The organism is Bradyrhizobium sp. S69 (assembly GCF_009766005.1).
Taxonomy (GTDB): Bacteria; Pseudomonadota; Alphaproteobacteria; order Rhizobiales; family Xanthobacteraceae; genus Bradyrhizobium.
Genome location: NZ_LMUK01000051.1, coordinates 37,134 through 60,189, shown reverse-complemented (window position 1 = coordinate 60,189; position 23,056 = coordinate 37,134). Strand labels below are relative to the sequence as shown.

Below are 23,056 nucleotides of genomic sequence, written 5' to 3'. Positions count from 1 at the left end.
CAATGCACGCTTTGGTTTCCCCTCTCCCTGGTCGCGGGAGAGGGGAGATATTTGATCGTCGCTAACCCTGCAAAAGCCAGGGGCGAACGAGGATCACTTCGCGGCTGGTGCTGCTGCCGGGGCGGCGGCGCCCTTCTTGCATTCGGAACGGAATTTCTTGCGTTCCTTGCCGTGCAGGCCCTTGGCGTCGGCTTCCTTGGAGCATTCCAGCGAGGCGGCGGTATGGACCACCGGCTTCTTGTCCATTTTCGCGGCGGGAGCGGCCGCGGGGGTCTGCGCAAACGCGGAGCCCATCAGGAACAGGGAGGCAATGGCGGTCGCGGCGACGCGGGAAGACAGGGTCATCATGGGAAGCACCTCAGGTTGAAGAGGCGCGCAAGGTCGGCTCGCGATGCTGAACAGCGGATGAACGAGTTGCCACGGCGCGGAATTTCCTTCGCCCGATATTTTAGTTGCCGGGATCGACACCGGCTTTGTTGTGCGCCGTCGCTAGGTTAGGATAGGGGTCTTCAGATGATCATGTGCCCAATGCGTTATCAGCCCCAATGCTTCTGACCCCAATGCTTCTGACCCAAGGAGACCAAGGATGACCGTTCAAGCAAAATTCCTAGCCTGTGCCGTTGCGATGTCGGGTTTTGTCGCGTTCGCGGCGGTTTCGCCCGCCAACGCCCTGTCGATGTCGGAATGCAGTGCAAAATATAAGGAAGCCAAGACCGCGGGCAGCCTCAACGGCCAGAAGTGGAACGATTTCCGCAAGGCCGAATGTGGCGCCGACGCCGCTGCAACACCCGCGGCCGCTCCCGCCGCGGCGCCTGCCGCCCCGCCGCCCGCTGCCGAGGCCAAGCCGGCGCGGGCTCCGAAGCCGGTCGCAGCCGCCCCCGCCGCGCCGGAGGCCGTGGGTAACGCGGTGTTCCCGAATGCGGTGGATCCGAAATACTCCAGCCTGTCCGCCGGCAAGGGCCGTTTCAAAACCTGTGACGATCAGTACCGCGCCAACAAGGCCACCAACGGCAATGGCGGCCTGAAGTGGATCATGAAGGGCGGCGGCTATTACAGCGAATGCAACAAGAAGCTGAAGGGCGCGTAAGCGCGTTTTTGACACGGGCCTGACATCGTTGTTATGCCCGTGTTTCTATTTTTGCTGATCGCGCGGGATCGCGTCGGCGCACACGAGACTCCGGCTTGATCATTTCCGTAACGCAGGCAGTGCTGGGACTGGTGTCGGGATCGCTGGTCGGCTTTTCGCTTGGCCTGGTCGGCGGCGGCGGATCGATCCTGGCGGTGCCGCTGATGGTCTATGTGGTGGGCGTCACCGATGCCCATCTGGCGATCGGCACCAGCGCGATCGCGGTCGCCGCCAACGCCGCCTTTAACCTGTCGAATCACGCCCGCGGCGGCACCGTGCGATGGTCCTGCGCGCTGCCGTTCGCGGCGGCCGGGATCATCGGCGCCTTCATCGGCTCGATCTTCGGCAAGATGGTCGACGGCCAGCGGCTGCTTTCGCTGTTCGCGCTGGTGATGCTGGTGATCGCCGCGCTGATGCTGAAGTCGCGGTCGAAGACCGGCCTGCCGGACGTGCGGATCAGTTGGACCAACATGCCCGCGATCGTCGGCCTTGGGCTTGCGACCGGGACGATGTCCGGTTTTTTCGGCATCGGCGGCGGCTTCCTGATCGTGCCGGCGCTGATGCTCGCGACCGGCATGGCGATCATGAATGCGGTGTCCTCGTCGTTGGTGGCGGTCACCGCGTTCGGCCTCACCACCGCGACCAGCTATGCGTGGTCGGGCCTGATCTCATGGGAGTTGGCGGCAGTGTTCATCGTCGGCGGCATCGCCGGCGGCTTGATCGGCACCCGCTCGGCGCGGCATCTGGCGGCGCGGCGCGGCGCGCTCAATATCGTGTTCGCGGCCATCATTATCGCGGTGGCGATCTATATGCTGGTGCGTAACTTATCCCTATCTTGAACGTAGATAATTTGCCCGCTTTGGGCCTGCCGGAGACTTCGAAAATGTCCACCCCGATCGATGCGGCCCGGCGGTATCCGGCGAGATCCCGCCGTGAAGCCCTTGCGCTGCTCGGGCTAGGTTCGGCAGCGCTTGGAGCGGTAGCACTTGGGCTCATGTCGCGACCGGCATGGGCGGAGGGCGATCCGGAACAGGAGCTGACGGAAGCGCAGGTGCTGCGCGATCCGGATATTCCGGTGGTCGGCAATCCCGACGGCGACGTCACCATCGTCGAATGGTTCGACTATAATTGTCCATATTGCCGCAAGCTCGAGCCCGAACTGCGGCAGGTGGTGCAGGACGATGGCAAGGTCCGCCTGATCTGGAAGGACTGGCCGATCCTGGGGCCGACTTCCGTGGTCGCGACGCGGATGGCGCTCGCCACGAGATATCAGGATAAGTTCGTCAAGGCGCATGAGGCCATGATGGGCGTCAGCTCGAAATTGACGGAGCCGCGGATCAAGGAATTGCTGTCCGGCGCCGGTGTCGACATGGACCGGCTCACCAGCGACCTTGCCACCAACGCCAAGGCGATCGATGCCGTCATCAAGCGCAACAAGGCGCAAGCCGAGGCGTTCGGCTTCGACGGCACGCCGTCCTTTATCGTCGGCAAGTTTCGCGTGCCCGGCATATTGACCATGGAAGAATTCGGTCAAGTGATCGCCGATGCGCGCAAGGCCGCTGCGGCGAAGAAGTGATCTTGGAAGAAATAAATTCGGAAGAAGTAATTCTGCAAGAAATATGACGAGCAAAAAAAATCGACGCCCCCGCCGGCGGCGAGGGCGTCGATATCAGGTCGAAACGATTATTTCGCCGACAGCCTCACCCAATCCTCATGGGCTCGGGTCTTCATGATGTTCCAGTCGCTCGATGCGACATCCCAGTTGACGAGGGTGCGGCTGGACTGTGCCACCTCACCATTGGCAACGGTCGAAGTCGCCATCGAATCGTGGACATACACGCCCGCGACCAGCAGCAACGCGCCCAAAATCATTCCCAGAAACGTCCGCATGAGTAATCCTCCAGTGACGGCGGACAACGCGCTCGAGCGAGGCTGGTTCCAGCACCGAATCAACTCCGGCCGAACAGCCGCATCGCCCAATCGAGGAAAACCCGAACCCGCGGCGATAATTGGCGGTTGCGCGGATAGAGCAGCGACACCGGTACCGGACGCGGCGGCCATGCCGGCAGCACCTGCACCAGCGTTCCCCGCGCGAGGTCTTGCTCGGCGTGGAAATACGGTATCTGGACCAGGCCCAACCCGAGCCGCGCGGTGGCAAGAAAGCTTTCCGTTCCGGTCACCGATATCGTGGTCGGCAGCATGATTTCCTGCACGCCGTCGCCGACTATGAATTCCATCGGCCGCACCCTTCCCGTGGTGAGCGAGCGCAGTCCGATCATGCGGTGGCCGTCGAGCGCGTCGGGTGTGACGGGGGTGCCATGGCGCTCGACATAATTCGGCGCCGCGCAGGTCAGGCGCTGCAGCACCACGACCTCGCGCGCGATCATGTCGCTGTCGGGGAGCTGGCCGAAGCGCAAGACGACATCGACGCCTTCGCGGATCAGGTCGACCCATCGCTCGGTTTCGCTCATGCTGATTTCGATGTCGGGATATTCAGCGAAGAAGTCCGGCAGGCGCGGCAGCACGAAGTGACGCGCCAGCGTGCCCTGCACCTCGAGCCGCAACAAGCCTTTCGGCTTGGCGCCGCCGAAGGCGCCTTCGGCGTCTTCGAGGTCGGCGATCAACGCCAGACAACGCCGGTAATGCGCCTCGCCGTCGAGGGTGGGGCGGACGGTTCGCGTGGTGCGCTCCAGAAGCCGCACGCCCAGCCGCGCCTCCAGCGTTTTCACCGCGTCCGTGACGGTCGAGCGCGGCACGCCCAGATCGTTGGCCGCGATCGTAAAACTGCGCCGCTCCACCACCCGGGTGAAGACCCGCATCGCCTCGAATCGGTCCATTAGATTGTTCGTCTTTTCCGGATTGTATTGCCAGATATCGCATAATTATCCGGATCTCGGAAGGATTTAGGTTCTCCTCATCAGACGCGGGCACCCGCCGAAACCACAGGAGACTTAAAATGACGAACGAATCCAATAGAGTAGCAATCGTTACGGGCGCGTCGCGGGGCATCGGCGCCGCGGTGGCCGAGCGCCTGGCCGCCGACGGCTTGACCGTCGTCATCAACTACTCCGGCGACGTCAAATCCGCCGAAGCGCTGGCAAAGAAGATCGAAGCGAAGGGCGGCCGGGCCCTGACGGCGAAGGCCGACGTCAGCGACCCGAATGCAGTGCGCGGCATGTTCGACGCGGCGGAAGCGGCGTTCGGCGGGGTCGATGTGCTGGTCAACAATGCCGGCATCATGAAGCTCGCCAGCATCGCCGACAGCGACGATGCGCTGTTCGACCGGCAGATCGCGATCAATCTCAAGGGCAGCTTCAACGCGATGCGCGAAGCCGCGAAACGTTTGCGCGATGGCGGGCGCATCGTCAATTTCTCAACCAGCGTGGTCGGCATCAAGCTGGAAACGTACGGCGTCTATGCCGCGACCAAGGCCGCGATTGAAACCATGACGGCGATCCTGTCGAAGGAAATGCGCGGCCGTAACATCACGGTCAATGCCGTGGCGCCGGGTCCGGTGGGGACGGAGCTGTTCCTCAACGGAAAATCGCAGGAATTGATCGACCGCATGGCGAAGATGAATCCGCTGCAACGTCTCGGCACGCCGCAGGACATCGCGGCGACGGTGTCCTTCCTCGCCGGCCCGGACGGCGGATGGATCAACGGCCAGGTGCTGCGCGCCAATGGCGGCATGGTCTGAACGGAAATCCCTCATCAACAATCTCCATGTGATCCATCGCAAAGGATATCTGTCATGAAACAGGTTATCGTCGTCACCGGTGCTTCCAGCGGCTTTGGCCGGCTTTCCGCCAACGCGTTGGCCCGAGCGGGTCACACCGTCTACGCCTCGATGCGCGACACCACGGGCCGCAACGCGGTCCAGGTCGCCGACGTCGAGAAATTCGCACGCGACAGCAAGGTCGACCTGCATGCCCTTGAACTCGACGTCGGTTCGCAAACATCCGCCGACACTGCTATCGCGCAGATCGTCGCCGAGCAGGGACGTCTCGATGTCGTGATCCATAACGCCGGCCACATGTCGTTCGGACCGGCGGAGGCGTTTACACCCGAGCAGCTTGCCGAGCTCTACGACGTCAACGTGCTCTCGACCCAGCGCGTCAATCGCGCGGCGCTGCCGCAACTGCGCCAGCAGCGCAGGGGGCTATTGGTCTGGGTGTCCTCGAGCAGCGTGGCCGGCGGCACACCTCCGTATCTTTCGCCGTATTTCGCCGCCAAGGCCGGCATGGATGCGCTCGCCGTGGTCTACACCCGCGAACTCGTGCGCTGGGGCATCGAAACCTCGATCATCGTGCCCGGCGCCTTCACCGGGGGGACCAATCATTTCGCGCATGCGGGTTCGCCGGCCGATCTGGCGCGCGTCGCGGAATATGAAGCGGGCCCCTATGCCGGGTTCGGCGAGCAGATCCAGCAGGCGTTCGCGGCCATCGTACCGCCGGAGGCTGATGCTGCCTCGGTGGCCGATGCGATCGTCAGGGTCGTCGATACGCCGTTCGGCCAGCGTCCGTTCCGCGTTCATGTTGATCCCACGCACGATGGCGCGGAAGTCGCGTTCGGCGTCATCGATCGCGTTCGCGACGAGATGCTGAACCGGGTTGGGCTTTCCGACCTGCTTCACCCGACCGTCCATGGCTGAAGCCGGGAGTGCGTCGAAAGCCGGCGGTGCATCGCGTGCCGCCGGCTTTCGACTATGCGCCGTTGAGCCAACTCAGGATCGCCCGGTTGATCTCGCGCGGGTAGCAATGGCTGAGATCCTCGATCTCGCGATAGGTGACATCGGCGCCGGCCGCCGACAGCAATTGCCGGGTCTGCCGCGCCATTTGTACCGGAAACATCCAGTCGAGCTGGCCATGCACGATATGAACGGGCAATCCACGCAGCCGCTTGGCGTCCGCCATTTCCGCCATCAGGGGATGGAAGGTCGCGGAAATCGGTGCGAGATGCGTGAAAGGCGAGCTGCCCTCGAGCCCGGTGACGTAACTGAACGTGCCGCCGTCGCTCATGCCGGTCAGTAGCAGCCGTTTCGGATCGATATTCCAGCGTGCGCGTGCGATGTCGAGGATGCGGGCGAGATTAGGCGTATCGACGTCCTCGCCCATCAGCGCCCAGGTACTGCCGATCGCGGTCGGGGCGACCAGGATGGCGCCAAAACTGCGGGCGTCGCGCAGCCAGCTCCACAGGAAGCCGCGACCATTGCCGCTGCCGCCATGCAGCGCCATCACCAGCGGCCAGGCGCGATCGGCCGTATAATATTCCGGCACGTAGAGCGAGAAGCCGCCACGGCTGCCGGCCTCGTTGTGATCGTGCATGATTCCGGTATCCTGACCCGCGGGTGCGGCGAGCCGCGCCGACAGCTCGGCATCGTCGCGGCAGGCGGGATCGACAAAGAAGCTGCTCACCGGTGGAAATTTTTCGGCCAGCGGATACAAGGCTTCCTGCGCGCGCGGCGCGTAACGCAGCGCGCGAAACACCGCGACCAGGTCGCCATTGCCGTTTTGCACCGCGCGCAAGCCTTCGAACGCCTTCAGCGCGGCGTCGCTTGCCGCCTGCAGCGCGGTCTGCACATCTGCGAATTCTGCCGGCCAATCGGCCAGCCGCGGCTGCACCGCTTGCAAGGATTGGTCGGGCGTCCCGACGGCGTGCATCACGCGGCCGAAATCCGGCGGGTTGAGATGGCGGGCGATCAAGCCCAGCGCTTCGAGCGATTGCAGCAACGGCGGAAGCACGGCCACGATGTCGTCCACCACGGCCTCGCTCATCGCGCGCTTCCTTGCGGGTTCAGTGCAACACTCTTCAGTGCAATATTGGCACCTTGAGCATCTTCGCGCGATCGGTCGAGGCCAGCACCACGTTGAAGGTGACGCCTTCGTGGTAAACGGTCAGCGGCACGTCGACGCCGGCGGGTCCGAGCGACCAGAGCTTGCGGTAGAATTCTGTCTGACTGGAAACCTTCTCGCCGTTCACCGCCAGAATAACATCGCCGGCCTTCAGCTCGGCGCGCGCCGCCGGACCTTTCGCGGAGATCCCGACCACGACGATCTTGTTCTCGATCTCGGCCGAGTACATTCCGAGCCACGGACGCGCCGGCCGGTTGACGCGGCCGAATTTTCGCAAGTCGTCGAGCACCGGCTTGAGCAGATCGATCGGCACCACCATGTTGAGGTGTTCGCTCTTGCCCTCGCGCTCACGTTCGAGCTGCAGCGAGCCGATGCCGATCAATTCGCCACGATTCGAGATCAGTCCGGCGCCGCCCCAATTGGGATGTGCGGGATGGGTGAACATCGCGTCGTCCAGCAAATATTCCCAATAGCCGGCAAACTCCTGCTTGGCGGCGATGTGGCTCGCGACCGATCGGGTGCGGCCGCCGGCGCCGCCCAGCACCACGCGGTCGCCGATGTCGGCGGATGCCGAAGAGCCCAGCGGGAGCGGATCGATATCGATGTGGCCGAGCGCCTGCACCAGGCCAAAGCCGCTTTCGGGATCAACGCCGAGCGCATGCCCCTGCACGACGCGGCCGTCACCAAGATGCAGCCAGACGGCTTCGGCCTCGGTGATCAGATAGCCGATAGTCAACACCAGCCCGTGGTCGATCAGCACGCCATTGCCGGCGCGTTCGGTGCCCAGATTGTCGGCGCTGAAGGCGTCGTTCGGAATGATCGAATGCAGGCCGATCACTGACGCCAACGCCCGATCGAGGTCGAAAGCATAGTCGCCGGCGCGAGGCTGATTCGCCGGCGGCACCTTCCATTCCGTCAAAGAGGGCATTGAGGCGCTCCCGTTGCTTCAGCGCAAGCCTGGCGGGGAATATACCACCAATATCCGTCTACGCACGTCCCCGATCGCGCACGCATCCCCTGCGCCGGCCGCGGTCAGCCGCCGACGCCCGTTCTATCTTGGCATTCGCCATCGAGATTTCAACGGCTTGACGGGGTGCAACCTGAAGCTCATTCCGCTGCGGCGGGGGCATGCACCACTTCGGTCGCAGCTGTCACTTTCTGCCGCGGCAGAAAGCTTGCTGCAATCAACCCCAGCGCGATGATGGCCAAGGACCACATGAAGGTATGGCCAAAGGCCCTGCCAAGCGCAGGGAGCGCCTCGGTGTACATCGCGGGCGACAAGTTCCGCATGGCCTGCATGCCGCTCCCGCCTGCCGCCGCTGCGGGGACGATCTTCGCGATCTGGTGCGACAGGACCACGGCGAGCACAGCCGTACCTATCGAACCACCTACCCGCTGCACCACGTTCAAGCCGCTGGTCGCACGCGCGATCTCATGGCGCTGCAGCGTGGCGAGAGCGGCACTCATGGACGGCATCATCGTCGAACCCATTCCGAGGCCGAGCAAGAACAGTGTGCCTTCAATCAACCAGAATGGCGTATCGCTCTGGATTTGGGTGAGGCCCAGCATACCCAGCCCAACCAGGGTCAGGCCTGTCAGTACGATGCGCCCCGGACCCGTCGTGTCGGTGATGCGTGCGGCGATCGGCATGGAGATCATGGCGCCGAGGCCCTGCACGGCGAGCAGCAGGCCGGAATGCAGCGCCGATTCACCACGCACCACCTGGAAGTACAGCGGCAGCAGCAGCGCTGTACCAAAGAACGCCGTACCGAACAGGAACATGGTCAGCGCCGCCGAGCCTACCGTACGGCGTGCAAAAAGCCGCACGTCGATCAATGCGCCATCCCGGCGATTGGCGTGCCACACGAATGCAGCTACCAGCAACAGGCCGACGACGACGCCGCCCAACGCGTCAAACGATTTGAACCCGCCACCCGCCGCCGTTTCAGCCAGCCCGTAGACGAAAATCGCCAATCCCGGCGATAACAGCAAAAGACCGAGCCAATCGAGTGTGTGATGCGGCTTGGGTTCGTCGCGTTCCAGGATGCTCGTCGCGGAAAACAGGGCGATGACGCCGATCGGCAAGTTGACGAAAAAGATCCAGCGCCAGGAGATGTCGTCGACGAACCAGCCGCCGAGGATCGGCCCGACAATTGGCGCCAACAGCATCGGTACGCCGACGATGCCCATCACGCGCCCCATGCGGTCATGGCCGGCCGCGTGCGACAGTATCGTCATGCCTGCCGGCATGATCATGCCGCCGCCGAGACCCTGCAGCACGCGGAATGCGATCAACGACGTGGCCGACCACGCTACGCCGCAGAGCGCCGAGCCGAGCACGAAAAGCAGGATCGAGCCGATGTACAGGCGTTTGGTGCCGAAGCGATCTGCCGCCCAGCCGGTCAAGGGAATCACGGTGGCCAGTGCCAGCATGTAGCTGGTGGATACCCACTGGGTGACCGACAGTGAAACGTTGAAGGACCGCGACAGCTCCCTGATCGCGACATTGACGATGGTGGTGTCGAGGATCGACATAAAGCTGCCAAGAACGACCACGGCAGCGATGCGTAAAACGCGACGATCGAGCGCCCTCGGGGCACCGGTCTGAACAGAGGAGGTCATGCAGATGTATCCTAAGAGGGGGGTAACAGGCTGGGAAACATGGCGGAGAAATGCTTGCGCGTCAGTGCTCCCAGGGTAGCTACGGCCGCGGTCAATGCCGCGCGCTCGGTCTTGTTCAGCGCATCGACGAAACGTTCAACGGAGTGCCGGCGTGCCGCGCCGATCTGTTCGATCGCCTTCTTGCCGGCATCGGTAAGGCCGATGCGCTTGATGCGCCGGTCAAGCGGGTCTTCGCGGCGCGACAGCAGGCCACCGCGAACCAGGCCATCGACGGCCCGGCCGGCGGCGGCCATCGACAGCGAGACCTGATCGGCCACTTCGTTGACCGCAAGATCGGCACGCGCCTTGTCCAGCACGAACAGCATGCGCAGTTGCGACATGGTCAGATCGAACTCGGCCGTTGCGGTCATGACCTCGGTCTGGCTGTCCTTGATCAGCGGAACGACGGCCATGATCAGGGCGACGGCGAGCGGGTCCATGTCCGGAGGAAATTCGTGCATAGGCGCAATATACGCGCATTTGCGATAGTTGCATAGACACAAATATTTGTAGAGGCCGAAATTCCAGGCCGCAAGGGTAGGGCGAGGCCCGCCGGCGGCCCGCTCGAACGAGATTGCTCCTCAGCCGGCTCTCGATGTCACGCTGGCGGTGAACCAACATTGATGGACGAATTTCAAGTACCCGCGGCTTTGCAAAGGCTTCGGCCCCGTGATGTGACGAGGGCCCGCTGAATCTCGCCGCCCGACAATTAGGGAGTCATCTCACGGCCGGACAAAATGTGGCGGCCAAGATGCTGAATGGAAAAATAGGGCTGGCCGAAGTTTCACCGCGCATGAGCGGGGAGAGACCTCGTGGCCTCGAAAGCGGCCGACGCGGAAGCGGCAAAGCACCAGTCAACGTCGGAGCCACGGTAGACCGATCCTACAATTGATCGCGCGGTCATTGAGTGATCCCACGACGATCGGCATCCCGTCCCCGCCCTACGGATCGAGTTCGGTGTCCCAATATAAATAATCGAGCCAGCTATCATGCAGATAGTTCGGCGGGAACAGCCGGCCGTTGCGATGCAGCTGATGCACCGTGGGCGCGAACGGGTGTTGCCTCGGAAACATCCGGGCCTGCTGCGGCGTCAGGTTTCCCTTGCGCAGGTTGCACGGCGAACACGCGGCGACCACGTTTTCCCAGGTGGTCTGGCCGCCTTTGCTGCGCGGGATGATGTGATCGAAGGTGAGATCGTCGGCCGCCGAGCAGTATTGGCAGATGAAGCGGTCGCGCAGGAACACGTTGAACCGGGTGAAGGCCGGATGCGTGGTCGGCTTGACGAAGGATTTCAGCGATACCACGCTCGGCAGCTGAATTTCGAACGTCGGGCTGCGCACCGCGCGGTCGTAATGTTCGACGATATTGACGCGGTCAAGGAACACAGCCTTGATCGCGTCCTGCCACGACCACAGTGACAACGGATAGTAACTCAGCGGCCGGAAGTCCGCGTTAAGTACCAGTACCGGCCAACCACCTTGCGAGACATGTGCGTTCAAGTAACGCTCCTGGCCCCCGATTTGGCTGCGAAGCAGCTTGTGTTGACATACTACAGGCAGCGTGACGGGATTGTGAAGAGCGTTGCAGGCCTTATCCGCCCGGCCCGACGAGGCTTCACTCAGGCCTCCGGATTGCGTGATCGGCGCAAACACAGCTAAACCGGGGGCGGACGGCTGTTTTTGGCCGTCAACGGACCCGGCAAATGGCTACCAGCTCGCGTTATCTTGAGGCTCCGCAGCGGCTGCGGGCGTTCGTTCGCGCGCATGAAACCAGCCTGGTGGTCCTTGCGGCGCTGGTTGGAACCGTCGGCGGGCTGGTGGTGGCCGCGATGAGCATCGCGGTCGAAGCGATGCACGTTGCGCTGTTCGAGCTCCAATGGGGAGACCGGCTGTCCAGCCAGTTCCGTATCGAGCCGTGGCGCGCTCTGCTGGTCCCGAGCCTCGGCGGCCTGTTGCTTGGCCTCGCCTTCATGCTGCTGTTGCGGTGGCGGCCGGCGCGCGAAATCGATCCGATCGAGGCCAATGCGCTGCATGGCGGACTGATGTCGTTTCGCGGCAGCGTGATCGTGGCGTTGCAGACCATCTGGTCGAGCGGTGTCGGCGCCTCTGTCGGGCTCGAAGCAGGATACACCCAGCTTGCCAGCGGGCTCGCGGCGTCGCTGGGGCGCGGCTTTCATCTGCGACGCAGCGACCAGCGCCTGATGGTCGGCTGCGGCGCCGCCGCGGCCATCGCCGGCGCCTTCGGGGCGCCGCTCGGGGGCGCCTTTTACGCCTTCGAGCTGGTGATCGGAGGCTATACGCCGGCGAGCCTGACGCCGGTCGGCATCGCGGCGGTGGCGGGCTATTTTGTCACCCATGCGTTTTCACCCTTGTCGCTCGGCATCGGCGTCGGTCCGGTCGGCGACGTGGTCGGACGCGATCTTGTCATCGCCGCCGTGCTCGGAATACTCGCGGCCCTGGTCGGCATCGCCATCATGCGCGGCGTAGCCCTCGGCGAAACCTTGCTGGCGAAGACGCGGCTCTGGCCACCCTTGCGCCCGGCGCTCGGTGGGTTTGCCGTCGGCCTGCTCGCGCTGGCGACGCCGCAAGTGATGTCGTCGGGGCACGGCGCGCTGCATTTCGCCGGCTTTGTCTCGATCCCGTTGACGGTGATCGCCACCATGTTCGCGCTGAAGGTACTGGCGTCCATCATCTCGCTCGGCAGCGGCTTTCGCGGCGGATTGTTCTTTGCCACGCTGTTTCTGGGCGCGCTGGGCGGCCATTTGTTCGCCGGCGGCATCGACGCGGTCTGGCCCGCGCTCAAGCTCGATCCGAACGTCTATGCGATCGTCGGCATGAGCGCGCTGTCGGCCTCGGTGATCGGCGGGCCGCTGACCATGTCGTTCATCGCGCTCGAATCCACCGGCAATCTCTGGCTCACCACCGCGGTGCTGGTCGCGGTGATGATCTCGACCCAGATCACCCGCGAATTGTTCGGCTATTCGTTCGCGACCTGGCGATTGCATCTGCGCGGTGAAACCATCCGAAGTGCAGCGGATGTCGGCTGGATCCGGGATCTCACGGTGCGGCGCCTGATGCGGCCCGACGTCACCATGGTCTCTGCCGGCATGCCGATCGAGGAATTTCGCAGCAAGTTTCCACTGGGCTCCAAGACCCAAGTGATTGGGGTCGACAGCGACGGCCGTTATGTCGGACTGGCGCTGGTGGCCGAGGCGCACGCGCCCGATCTCGAGGCGCCCCACGGCCTGATCGACATTCTGCATTATCGCGACGTGGTGTTGCATCCGTTCATGAATATCCAGGAGGCCATCGCCGTGTTCGACGCGGCGGAAGCCGAACAGCTGGCGGTGGTCGAGGACGACGGCGCGCATCAGCCGATCGGAATTTTGAGCGAGGCCCACGCCATGAAGCGCTACGCCGAAGCATCCGAGCAACGGCGGCGTGAGGCGATCGGCGAAATCTGATTCCAGCGACCACGCGGAGGTCCCGGCCATGAAGGTTCACGCGATCCAAACCGGACAAGTCCGGATCAAGACGGCGCAGGTCGAGGGCCGCGGCCACGGGCTGTCGCGGCGGCTTGCGATTTTCACCGATGCTATTTGGACCGATTGGTTGCCGACCTACGCCTGGGCCATCGAGACGGTCGAGGGCGTCGTCGTGGTCGACACCGGCCAGGGCGCGCATCTGCTGGAAAGCGGAAAGTCGCTGCATCCCTACGTGCGCTGGGAGGTGGCGTTTCGCATCGAGCCCGAACAGGAGATCGGCCCGCAGCTACGGGCGCTCGGCATCGGCGCGCGCGACGTCAAGCGGGTCGTGCTCACCCATTTGCATATGGATCATGACGGCGGCCTGGCGCATTTTCAAAACAGCGAGATCCTGGTTGCGCCCGGCGAGCTGCGATTGGCCAGCGGAACACTCGGCCGCATCCGCGGCTATCTTCCGCAGCGCTGGCCGTCATGGTTCGATCCGGCGCCGCTGCATCTGGCGGCCGAGCCGTTTGGTCCGTTCGCGTCGAGCCGGCGGCTGACGGAGAGCGGAGATGTCATCGCGGTGGCAACGCCCGGTCACACCGCGGATCATATCTCGGTCGTGGTTCAGGACGGCGATATCAGTCTTTTGCTGGCCGGCGACACCTCTTACAATGAAGCACTGATGCTCGCGGGCAAGCTCGATGGCGTCAGCGAGGATGAGGGTGTCTCTGGCGCGACGCTGGATGCGATCAGGCGCTTCGCGGCGTCCGGCCCGGTGGTGTATCTGCCGACCCATGATCCGCAGGCCGCCGACCGCCTGGCGGCTCGCCGGCCGGTCGCCGCCTGATCGTCTGACCGCAGCATCATCGCCGGCGTCGTTATATTTTCTCCAGCTTCTGCAGGCAGCGGGCGATCTTCAGCTCCGGCGGCATCGGCGTTTCCGCAAAACTGGTCTTCCAGTCGGTGACGCCGACCTCGCCGACATAGATGTCGCCTTTCGAATCGAGCGCGAGGCCGTGCGGGGCGAGGAATTTGCCGGCCTCGAGACCCGGACCATTCTCGCCGCCGAGCCGGGCGATGCGCTTTCCCTTGGCGTCGACGATGGAGAGGCGCGGGCCGAGATTGGGTACCTTGCGGTTGACCGCGAGGCCCGGGCCGAGCTCGCCGATGATGAACGTCGGATGCTTGCCGCCGCAGCAATGCAGCGCGCAGGGCCGGTGCAGATTATTCCACTGCGTCTCGTATTTGCCGTTGCCGTCGAACACCTGAACGCGGTGGTTCTCGCGGTCGGCGACGTAGACAAAACCGTCGGCGTCGGTGGCGATGTTGTGGACGATGTTGAACTGGCCGGGATCAGTGCCGGGTTCGCCCCAGCTTTTGATCAGTTTGGCGTCGGGCGTGTATTTGTGGACGCAGGCATTGCCGTAGCCGTCCGAAACGTAGATCTCGCCCTTGGGCGACAGCGCCGTGTGGGTGCAGCGGTGGAACGGTTCGCCGCTCATGAAGGGCGCGGGCTGCCGAGGGATGCCGATGGTCAAGAGCACCTTGCCGTCGACCGAGCATTTTCGCACCGTGTGGTCGCCGTCGTCGGTGCAATACAGATTGTCGTCGGCGTCGATATGCAGGCCATGCGCGCGGCTGAACAGGCCTTCGCCCCAACTGCGCAGGAAATTGCCGTCGCGATCCAGCACCACCATCGGGTGGTCGCCGCGATTGAACACGTAAATCTGGTCCTTGCTGTCGACCGCGACCGAGGCGACGTCGGTGAGATGCAAATCCTGCGGCAGCTTCGCCCAGTTTTCAACGACGCGGTAACGATGCTCGCCGGAGCCGAGGATGGTTGGCATGTGGTTGTCTCCCATGTTGTTGTTGTTGTTGTTAGCCTTCGATATCCGCCGCGATGATCCGCTGACGAAGCGCAAGACGGACCAGTTCGATGTCGGAGGCGACGCCAAGCTTGGCGCGGATGTGATAGCGGGTGTTGGCGGCGGTCTTGACGCTGATATGCAGTGTTTCAGCGATGTCCTCCACGGATTTTTCGGCCAGCAGCATCCGCAGGATTTCAAATTCCCGCGGGCTGAGGGTGTCGATCGCGGAAGGTTCGCCGGCGAGACGATTGATGGCGAGTTCGTGGTCGATGTCGGGGCTGAGTGCGATGCGCCCGGCCATGACATCGCCGATCGCGCGGAGCAAAATATCCGGCGGGCTGCTTTTCGTGACAAAGCCGCGGGCGCCCGCCTTGATGGCCTGGACCGCATAGGCAGCACTTTGGTGCATGGTGAATACCAGGATGCGCGCGGAACCGTCCCATTGCCTGATACGCCGGATCGCCTCCACCCCGCCAATGCCCGGCATCGATAGATCCATGATGACGAGATCCGGCTTGGCTTCCTTGTAAAGGCGATAGGCGTCGGCGCCGTCGCCCGCCTCGGCGACGACCTGAAGATGGTCCTGCTTCTGCAACAGCGAGCGATAGCCCTCGCGCACGATCGCATGGTCGTCCACCAGCATCACCCGCGCGCGGGACTTGGCGATGGCCATGCTCAAGGCTCCGCCGCCATATTGGGAATGGTCGCGACCAGCCTGGCACCGCCCGAGGCTCGCCGCTCGAAGCGCAGCGTTCCGCCGAGCGAGGCGACCCGCTCTTGCATACCGAGCAGGCCCATGCCGGGTTTTGGCGCGAGGCTAGTGCCCGTTGCTTCGCCGTCGTCCTCGACGCTCAAGACGATGTCGGCCGGTCCCGCCTCGATCCGCAGTTGCACGCAACTCGCCTGGGCATGTTTCGCGGCGTTGGTGATCGCTTCCTGCGCGATACGATAAAGGTTGGCGCAGACGCTTTGCGGCAAATCGTCGACCCGGCCGGCAATGGCAATATCAAATCGCGTATGGCCCTTCTCGATGCCATTCCAGCTTGCAACGAGGCTTTCGAGACTCTGGGTGAGGCCGAGTTCCTCGATGTCGGGCGGCCGTAGCCGCACCAGCGCCCCGCGCAGCGTCGCCATCATGCCTGCCGTGGTCCGCGAGATGCCACGGCATTCTTCGTAAAGCGGCGGACATTGGCGCTCCGCGGTATGCGCCGCCGCCGCGGCCTGTGCCGCGATGGCGGTAAGCGACTGGCCGAATTCGTCGTGCAATTCCCGCGCAAGATGGCGCCGCTCCTCGTCCTGGACGGCGATCAGCTTTCGCGTCAGCGCGTTGCGTTCGGCGAGCGTCGTTTCCAGCCTCTCGGCCAGCGTATTGAAGACGTCGGAAATAGCCGAGAGTTCGGCGAGATCGAAACTCGGCAGCCGCGCGGAAAGATCGTTGGCGGCGAGCTGCGCTAGCCCGGTGCGAATGACCAGCGTCGGCCGCAATACCCGCGCCAGCGCGGCATAGACCGCAAGGCAAAGCCCCACCAGCGCGAAAGCCATGACGGAAAGCAGGCGGCTGGCCTCGCGCCAGCTCCGGCCGATCTGCGTGGCGGGGTCGAATGTCGCGACCGCCACGCCCTGCGTCTCGCCCTCGATGAAAAGCGGTTTCGTGATCGGTTCGCCGGGATGGAAAATCGCGCGATAGAGCGCCGCGTAGCTTTCGGGGGCGATATCTTCGCTGGCGAGCGCGCCGCTGCAGATGCCCTGACGGAAGGTGCCGGTCTTGTCCTGATAGGCGATGCAGAGACCCGGCTCCATCAACGGCGCCGCGATCCGTTGCAAATCCGGCGCGTGCTCCGGGGACTGCGAGTACCATTGGGCTTGCGAAAGCTGCAGGGAAATGTCCTTGGCGACCATTTCGGCGATGCGGTTCCCCTTGGCGCGGGCGGCGCGGTCGCTGTCAAACAGGGCATAGGCCGCGACCGCGAGCAAGCAAACCGCCGCCAGCGCCGCGACGCATAACGCCAGCCGCAGCTTCAGATCGATGGCGCGTGGGCGACCCACCGCGAAATGAAGCGCAGGTTGATTGAGGGTTTGATTGAGGGCTTGCGGCAAGCTCTGTTCCATCGCCCTTGCATTGTAGAAGCAAATTTCGTCGGGAAGAAAGCGCGGCAGGTGCAGATCGGGCATTTCACCCGGTCAATTCAGGGAAAATCACGGTTTCGCGTCGCCGTCGGATCGGACGATATCAGGCCGTTCGACTTCTCCAGGAGGCATCCATGCGCGGCATTCCCTTGATTCTCGCCTCGGTCATGATGGCCGCTGGGTTCCAGGTCGCCGCGGCCGAGCAAGCCGCCGCGCCGGCCCCGATCCGGCTCGCGCTGTTTCCCTTTGAACTGGAAGATTTCAGCGCTGCCGCCGCCTACATTCCGCCAGATGACATCGACCGCGAGCAACTGCGCCTTTCGACCGACGAAGCGCGCCGGCTGATCGCGGAATCAGGGCGGTACAAACTGGTCGACGTCGGCGCAGCCGACGACGAAGCGGCGAAAGCCGGCAAATTGCACGATTGCAACGGGTGCGAAGCCAAAATCGCCGCCGGTCTCGACGCCGACCAGTCCATGATCGGCATCGTCACGCGCATCAGCCGCACCGACTATGCGGTGACCTACAAGATTCGCGATGTCCGATCCGGGGCGCTGGTTGACGTCGAGCAGACCGACCTGCGCGCGGGCGCCAATTCGGCCTGGAGCCGCGGAGCCCGCTGGCTGATCCAGCGCCGCTTGCTGGAAAGCGCGAACTAGAGCGTTTTCGAGCGAAGTGGATACCGGTTCGCGTCAAGAAAACGCGTCAAAAAAAGAGTCTAGAGCCCGGTTCTGATTCCATCAGAACCGGAAATGCTCTAGCGCCAGACACAACGGCCGCAGACGGAAGTCGAATCCAGAAAAGGGAGCCCAGTCGCCATGAAAAAGCCGATCAGCCTGCGATCACTCGGTCTTGTCCTGATTGCCGCCGCCGCTTGTTGCGCCGGTCCCGGCCGGCAGGCTCTGGCGCAAGCCGAGCCGCCCGTCATCGCGGTCGCCGAAATCCAGTATATCGACACCTCGGGCGAGGTCATCGATCAAAGCGCCGACCATTTCCGGCGCCTGCGCGAATTCGAGGCTTCGTTGCGCACCGATTTGGCGGCGGGCGGAAAAGTGCAAAACGCAGCACTCGATTGCCCGCCGAACGCCTGTTCGATTGGCGATATCGAAGCCGGCCAGTTGCTCGACAAGGCGCAAGCGGCCGGCGCCGGCTATCTGCTGATCAGCAGCTTCCACAAGGTCAGCACGCTGGTGCAATGGGCAAAATTCGACATAATCGATGTCAAAGCGCGGAATGTCGTTTTCAATCGTCTCGTCACCTTCCGCGGCGACAATGACAAGGCCTGGCGCCACGCGGAATCGTTCATTGTCCGGGAAATCCTGGATCACGAGGAGCGGTGAGGCCCGACGTCGCGTTCCAGCAAGCGTTGCTCGATCGCCTTGATCTGCAACGCCAGATATTTCGAATTGATGCGGCATTGCGCCAGGCTGCCGGCGATGAACCACAGGCCGGGCTGACCGGTGCGGGTGTACATGTTGCGCAATTCCTGTTCTTCGCCGAACCCCCAGATCGGGCCGACCCGCGCGGTGACTTCGTCGCCGAACAAGTGGCGGACCAGATGTTCCTGCGGCTTGTAGCCGGTCGCCAGCACGATCAGGTCGGCCGCGATCGTGTCGCCGTTCTTCATTCGTGCGCCGCCCGCGGCGAACGTCTCGATATCCGCGAACTGCCGCAGCGCGATCTTGCCGGCGGCCACCAGATCGGAACAGCCGACATTGAAATAATAGCCGCCGCCGCGGGTCAGATATTTGAACTGCCAGCCGGTGCCGCCGTCGCCGAAATCAAGCTTGAATCCGACCCGCGCCAGCCCATCCAGCAATTCCTTGTCGAGCTTCTTCGATTGCTCGGTCAGCAGCACGTGACTTTTTCTGGCCAGCGGCAGAGGCATCGAGCTTGCGATCAGATCGTTATCCTCCAGCGTGCCCTCATTATAGGTCGCGTAAGCCAGTTGCGCCGACGGTTCGATATTGGTGACCAAGGTCGAGCTGCGCTGGACCAGCGTCACCTGGGCGCCGCTCGAATGCAGATCCTGCGCGATGTCGTGGCCGCTATTGCCGGTGCCGATGACGATGGCCTTCTTGCCATTCCACGCTTCGCCATCGCCATATTGGCTGGAATGCAGCACGGCGCCGGCAAAGTTTGTCAGGCCGGCAATCTCAGGCCGGTTCGGAATGCCGCTGACGCCAGTGGCCATCACGATATGGCGCGGATGCATCGTGCGCTCGGTGCCGTCGGCCCGGCGCAGCACCACCGACCAGCGGCCTTCGGCGTCATGATAGACGCCGCGCTCGAATCCAGTGCCGGTCCAGAAGTTCAGCTCCATGCTCTCGACATAGGCTTCGAACCAGTTAGCGAGCTTGTCCTTGGGGATATAAACCGGCCAGTTCGCCGGGAACGGCATGTAGGGCAGATGATTGACCTGCACCTGGTTGTGCAAGGTCAGCGCATGGTAGCGCCTGCGCCAATTGTCGCCGATGCGCTTCTCGCGATCCACGATCAGCGTATCGACATTCAATTGCTTCAGCCGTGCCGCGATCGTCAACCCGGCCTGGCCGCCGCCGACCACCAGCACATCGGGATCGCGGTCGGCGTACTCAGCCGACGCCTTGCGCAGATCGAGCCAGTTGGGGCCGCGAAAATCGCGCGAATAGGCGCTGCCGCGCGGGCGCTCCTTGCCGAGTCGTTCCTCGAAACCCTTGAGCTCGCCAAGCTCGGTCAGCAATGTCCAGGCCTTGAGCCGGTTGCCGTCGGCGGCATCCGGGATCAGCCGGAGGATGCCGCTGCCGCGCCCCACGCGTGTCTCGAACTTGAAGATCGCCTCGATCGCGCCGGTACCGGCGCGCGTCACCTGGCGTGGCGCCCGGCGGTCCGGATCGATCGCAAATCCAGTCGGGACGGCACGCGGCGCGCGGGCTTTCAATTCATCGAGGATCGCATCGGCGCCGTTGAGGGTCTGGATGTTCCAGCTCAGCGCCAGCACGTCGCGCCAATACGAGTCGGAATGAAACAGCGCTTCAAGCAGCGCTTGGTCGGCCCTGCCGAGCGCATCGTCGAACTGCGCGAGCCAATTCTCGGCGGCCACCGAGATATCGTCGGTCTTGTCGAGCATGGCGCGTCTCTCTCACCAGCCGTCTGCGCGGCGTTTTCTCGTTGCGCCAGCCTATACCCATTCGAGAGGACGCAGAAAGGGCGTGAGGAGATATCGGATATTCGCTAAAGCGAGAGGATAACGCCCTGATGCGGCGGCACGCGGCCATTGAGGGTGTCGAGATAGGCCTCGCGCACCGCAACCGGTCCGCGACCTTCGGTCACGGTCAGCCATCGATCCAGCATCGGCGCAAAGCCCGACCACGCCGCGCTGAAGCGCGTGTCGATGCCGCCGGGCCCCCATTCCTTGGCGCGCTTTCGAATCTGGTCGGGGGCAAAGAACCATATCTGCTTGGCGCCCGGCAATGGCGGCTCATCGGGCGACGAACTGCGGTGGGTCAACCCGATACGCCCGGAATATTTCATCTGGTCGCCAAAATGCCGGTGCAGTTTTTCGCGCAACGCGCTGTTGCCCGCCATGTCGACGAACGCCGCGGGCACATCTGAGGGCAGCGATTGAAAATTGTCGTAAGTGACGACTTCGTCGTAGCAGCCCAGTGAACTGACAAAATCGGCATTCGACGCCGAGGTCAGTCCGATCACCTTGATTCCGTCACGGCCATGCAGCAGATGCGCCAGCCCGAACGCGGTCTTGCTGGAAGCGCTGGAGAGCATCACGCAGCGCGCGCCGTAGAATTCGTTTTCGGCAAGATAATCGTCGACCAGAAACGACAGCATGAACAGCGGCCGCAGCAGCGCCTGATAGTCGCCCTGCCGCCCGGCAAACCCAGCATCGCCGCCGATGCGCGCATAGGAATTATAGACCGGAGCGACGTTCCGGCGATGGGCTGCGGCGTCGCGCAGGCCGCGCTTGCTGACGTCGGCGGCTTCGATCACCAGATGCGTCGCCATCGGAAAATAGCCGAACAACCGCTCGCCGATCGCGATGCTTGGATGGCGCGAGGCGATTACCTCGCCAAATCCCCACACCGGAATGTTGCCAAAACCTTCTGGCGCCGGAAACAGCTCCCAGTATTTCAGCTCGTCGCCCAGCACCGCGTAAGTGATGTTGTTGGCAGTGAAGGCGAAGCGATCGACCTTGATCAGCAGCGCGTCGTCGGGCAGCTCGGTGGCGTCGGGGATCGTGGTCTCGATGAATTTGCAGTGCTGAAAATCATCGCGCGCGACGATGAAGTCGGTGGCGTTCATGGTCTCGATCTCCGGCGTTGTTGGTGAGCGAAGAATGGCTGCCGTGATCTTTGCGTGTTCCGATGAATGTTTTGCAACAGCAACTTAGTTTAAAACGCTGTTCGTTTGAAACAGCGTTCGGTTCATGCCCCGGCGCGGATATGGCCTTGCCAATAGGGATCGCGCAGCTTGCGCTTGAAAATCTTGCCTGTCGCTTCGCGCGGCAGTGCGTCGAGAAACTGAATCTCCTTCGGCACCTTGAAATTGGCGAGACGGCTGCGCAAAAAATCCTGCACGGCGGCAGACGACAGCACGGCGCCCGGTTCCGGCTCGATGCACGCGCATAGCCGCTCGCCGAATTCGTCGTCGGGAATGCCGAACACCGCGCAGTCGCGCACGCCGTCCATGGCGATCAGCGCGTTCTCGATCTCCGCCGGATAGATGTTGACGCCGCCCGAGATCACCATGTCGCGCTTGCGGTCGCACAGGAACAAATAGCCGTCCTGGTCGAGATAGCCGACGTCGCCGACGCTGACGAGGCCATCGCGGCCGGCCTCGGCACGCGCCGCGGCCTTGCCGTGATAATCGAAATCCGGCACCGAAATCTGCCGCATGTAGATTTCGCCGGCTTCGTTGACCTCGCACAGGCTACCGTCGGGGCGGAAGATTTTCACGGTGCCGCCCTCGATCGCGCGGCCGACCGTGCCGGGCTTCTTCAGGGCCTCCTCGGCCGAATGCCACACCGGAATTCCGGTTTCGGTCGAACCGAAATATTCGTGAACCACCGGCCCCCACCAGTCGATCATCGCGCGCTTGATATGCGGCGGGCAGGGGGCGGCGCCATGAACCACGAAGCGCAGCGAGGAGAGGTCGTAGCGCTGCCTGATGTCGTCCGGCAGCCGCAACAGGCGCACGAACATGGTCGGCACCATGTGCATGTGCGTGACGCGGTGCTGCGCGATCAGTTGCAGCAGGTCCTCGGGATCGAACCGCGGTTCGAGCACGATGGTGCAGCCGTGACGAAACGCCATCATGCCATAGGTATTCGGCGCCGAATGATACATCGGGCCGTTCATCAGGATGACCTGATCCTCGTTCGGCTTGATGCCATAGGCGATGGCGCCGACGCGCTCGGCCGCGGCCAGCCGTTCCGGCGGCATCGGGTGGCGGAGCACGCCCTTCGGCATGCCTGTGGTGCCCGAGGTGTAGAACATCGGCGCGCTGCGGCCGGGCGGCTCGAGCGACGCGGCGTGGCTGTCGCGCCAAACGTCCCAGTCCGTCAGTCCGGCCGGGACTTTGGTCAGCTCAGGCGCGATGTTGAACGCGGCGGCGATTTCCGGCGGCGTTGCCACCACAAGGAGCCGCAGATTCTCGGGCAGTCCGTCGCGGATTTGCGGCAGCAGGTCGGCATGGCAGACCAGAATATTGGCGCCGCTGTCGGTGAGGATGTAGCGGACCTCCTCCGCCTTCAAGTGCCAGTTGATCGGCACCACCGGGCTGCCCAATGCCGCCGCGCCGCCGGCGACTTCGAACAGCGCAAAATCGTTGCGCAGCATCATGGCCACGGGTGCGCCGTCGCGCAGGCCGAGCGTTTGAAATCCCGTGGCCGCGCTCCTAATATGGGCCTGCAGCGCGGGATAGCCGATCCGGCGTTCGCCGCTGATGATCATGGTCACGT

Annotated in this window: 23 protein-coding genes; 9 read left to right on the top strand and 14 right to left on the bottom strand. The window is 63.5% G+C overall.

The window, feature by feature from the left end:
* Positions 1 to 93: 93 nt before the first annotated feature.
* Positions 94 to 345 (bottom strand): PsiF family protein, encoded by a 252-nt coding sequence (locus GSQ88_RS29210; protein ID WP_159011468.1) that lies wholly within the window; start codon positions 343 to 345, stop codon positions 94 to 96.
* Positions 346 to 586: 241 nt separating this feature from the next.
* Between GSQ88_RS29210 and GSQ88_RS29205 the strand changes: the two genes are divergently transcribed.
* The 3 genes from GSQ88_RS29205 (at position 587) to GSQ88_RS29195 (ending at position 2,702) form a co-directional block, all read left to right on the top strand.
* Positions 587 to 1,087 (top strand): hypothetical protein, encoded by a 501-nt coding sequence (locus GSQ88_RS29205; RefSeq protein WP_159011259.1) that lies wholly within the window; start codon positions 587 to 589, stop codon positions 1,085 to 1,087.
* Between the two features lie 98 nt (positions 1,088 to 1,185).
* On the top strand, positions 1,186 to 1,965 hold the full coding sequence (locus GSQ88_RS29200) for a sulfite exporter TauE/SafE family protein (protein ID WP_159011466.1): 780 nt from the start codon (positions 1,186 to 1,188) through the stop codon (positions 1,963 to 1,965).
* A gap of 44 nt (positions 1,966 to 2,009) precedes the next feature.
* Entirely contained in the window at positions 2,010 to 2,702 is a 693-nt protein-coding gene (locus tag GSQ88_RS29195; RefSeq protein WP_174248143.1) for a DsbA family protein, read from the top strand.
* Between the two features lie 107 nt (positions 2,703 to 2,809).
* Here GSQ88_RS29195 and GSQ88_RS29190 read toward each other — a convergent pair whose 3' ends face one another.
* The gene (locus GSQ88_RS29190; protein ID WP_159011258.1) at positions 2,810 to 3,016 is read right to left on the bottom strand and encodes a hypothetical protein; all 207 of its coding nucleotides are present in this window, start codon (positions 3,014 to 3,016) and stop codon (positions 2,810 to 2,812) included.
* Between the two features lie 59 nt (positions 3,017 to 3,075).
* Entirely contained in the window at positions 3,076 to 3,963 is an 888-nt protein-coding gene (locus tag GSQ88_RS29185) for a LysR family transcriptional regulator (protein WP_159011257.1), read from the bottom strand.
* 119 nt (positions 3,964 to 4,082) lie between these two features.
* Between GSQ88_RS29185 and GSQ88_RS29180 the strand changes: the two genes are divergently transcribed.
* Positions 4,083 to 4,823, top strand: a complete 741-nt coding sequence (locus tag GSQ88_RS29180; protein WP_159011256.1) for an SDR family oxidoreductase — start codon at positions 4,083 to 4,085, stop codon at positions 4,821 to 4,823.
* Positions 4,824 to 4,877: 54 nt separating this feature from the next.
* The gene (locus GSQ88_RS29175; RefSeq protein WP_159011255.1) at positions 4,878 to 5,777 is read left to right on the top strand and encodes an SDR family oxidoreductase; all 900 of its coding nucleotides are present in this window, start codon (positions 4,878 to 4,880) and stop codon (positions 5,775 to 5,777) included.
* Between the two features lie 52 nt (positions 5,778 to 5,829).
* On the opposite strand, the gene GSQ88_RS29170 is transcribed toward GSQ88_RS29175, so the two are convergent.
* The 5 genes from GSQ88_RS29170 to GSQ88_RS29150 form a co-directional block, all read right to left on the bottom strand.
* Positions 5,830 to 6,900, bottom strand: a complete 1,071-nt coding sequence (locus GSQ88_RS29170; protein ID WP_159011254.1) for a carboxylesterase family protein — start codon at positions 6,898 to 6,900, stop codon at positions 5,830 to 5,832.
* Between the two features lie 34 nt (positions 6,901 to 6,934).
* A complete protein-coding gene (locus GSQ88_RS29165; RefSeq protein WP_159011253.1) occupies positions 6,935 to 7,906 on the bottom strand; it encodes a S1C family serine protease in 972 nt (323 codons plus the stop codon).
* Between the two features lie 179 nt (positions 7,907 to 8,085).
* Complete coding sequence (locus GSQ88_RS29160) at positions 8,086 to 9,600, bottom strand: DHA2 family efflux MFS transporter permease subunit (RefSeq protein WP_159011252.1); 1,515 nt, start codon at positions 9,598 to 9,600, stop codon at positions 8,086 to 8,088.
* An 11-nt stretch (positions 9,601 to 9,611) separates the two neighbouring features.
* Complete coding sequence (locus tag GSQ88_RS29155; RefSeq protein WP_159011251.1) at positions 9,612 to 10,079, bottom strand: MarR family winged helix-turn-helix transcriptional regulator; 468 nt, start codon at positions 10,077 to 10,079, stop codon at positions 9,612 to 9,614.
* Between the two features lie 501 nt (positions 10,080 to 10,580).
* A complete protein-coding gene (locus tag GSQ88_RS29150; protein WP_159011250.1) occupies positions 10,581 to 11,138 on the bottom strand; it encodes an HNH endonuclease in 558 nt (185 codons plus the stop codon).
* A 203-nt stretch (positions 11,139 to 11,341) separates the two neighbouring features.
* Here GSQ88_RS29150 and GSQ88_RS29145 point away from each other — a divergent pair, with 203 nt between their 5' ends.
* Entirely contained in the window at positions 11,342 to 13,102 is a 1,761-nt protein-coding gene (locus GSQ88_RS29145; protein WP_159011249.1) for a chloride channel protein, read from the top strand.
* A gap of 28 nt (positions 13,103 to 13,130) precedes the next feature.
* Positions 13,131 to 13,955 carry an N-acyl homoserine lactonase family protein gene (locus tag GSQ88_RS29140; RefSeq protein WP_159011248.1) on the top strand — a complete coding sequence of 275 codons (825 nt, stop codon included), beginning with the start codon at positions 13,131 to 13,133 and terminating at the stop codon, positions 13,953 to 13,955.
* 31 nt (positions 13,956 to 13,986) lie between these two features.
* Here GSQ88_RS29140 and GSQ88_RS29135 read toward each other — a convergent pair whose 3' ends face one another.
* The 3 genes from GSQ88_RS29135 to GSQ88_RS29125 are packed head-to-tail and all read right to left on the bottom strand — an operon-like array spanning position 13,987 to position 17,148.
* Positions 13,987 to 14,955: a peptidyl-alpha-hydroxyglycine alpha-amidating lyase family protein gene (locus tag GSQ88_RS29135; protein ID WP_159011247.1), complete on the bottom strand. Its 969-nt coding sequence runs from the start codon at positions 14,953 to 14,955 to the stop codon at positions 13,987 to 13,989.
* Positions 14,956 to 14,986: 31 nt separating this feature from the next.
* Positions 14,987 to 15,649, bottom strand: coding sequence for a response regulator (locus GSQ88_RS29130; RefSeq protein ID WP_502706778.1), 663 nt, complete (start codon positions 15,647 to 15,649; stop codon positions 14,987 to 14,989).
* A 2-nt stretch (positions 15,650 to 15,651) separates the two neighbouring features.
* Positions 15,652 to 17,148, bottom strand: coding sequence for a sensor histidine kinase (locus GSQ88_RS29125; RefSeq protein WP_246785092.1), 1,497 nt, complete (start codon positions 17,146 to 17,148; stop codon positions 15,652 to 15,654).
* Positions 17,149 to 17,237: 89 nt separating this feature from the next.
* Between GSQ88_RS29125 and GSQ88_RS29120 the strand changes: the two genes are divergently transcribed.
* Positions 17,238 to 17,762 (top strand): DUF3280 domain-containing protein, encoded by a 525-nt coding sequence (locus tag GSQ88_RS29120; RefSeq protein ID WP_159011246.1) that lies wholly within the window; start codon positions 17,238 to 17,240, stop codon positions 17,760 to 17,762.
* Between the two features lie 159 nt (positions 17,763 to 17,921).
* Entirely contained in the window at positions 17,922 to 18,443 is a 522-nt protein-coding gene (locus GSQ88_RS29115; protein WP_159011245.1) for a DUF2380 domain-containing protein, read from the top strand.
* On the opposite strand, the gene GSQ88_RS29110 is transcribed toward GSQ88_RS29115, so the two are convergent.
* From GSQ88_RS29110 to GSQ88_RS29100, 3 genes are all read right to left on the bottom strand, one after another.
* Complete coding sequence (locus GSQ88_RS29110; RefSeq protein ID WP_159011244.1) at positions 18,428 to 20,212, bottom strand: flavin-containing monooxygenase; 1,785 nt, start codon at positions 20,210 to 20,212, stop codon at positions 18,428 to 18,430. The genes GSQ88_RS29115 and GSQ88_RS29110 overlap by 16 nt on opposite strands.
* Before the next feature lie 104 nt (positions 20,213 to 20,316).
* The gene (locus GSQ88_RS29105; protein WP_159011243.1) at positions 20,317 to 21,399 is read right to left on the bottom strand and encodes a DUF2855 family protein; all 1,083 of its coding nucleotides are present in this window, start codon (positions 21,397 to 21,399) and stop codon (positions 20,317 to 20,319) included.
* A 122-nt stretch (positions 21,400 to 21,521) separates the two neighbouring features.
* Positions 21,522 to 23,048, bottom strand: a complete 1,527-nt coding sequence (locus tag GSQ88_RS29100; protein WP_159011459.1) for an acyl-CoA synthetase — start codon at positions 23,046 to 23,048, stop codon at positions 21,522 to 21,524.
* Positions 23,049 to 23,056: the final 8 nt, after the last annotated feature.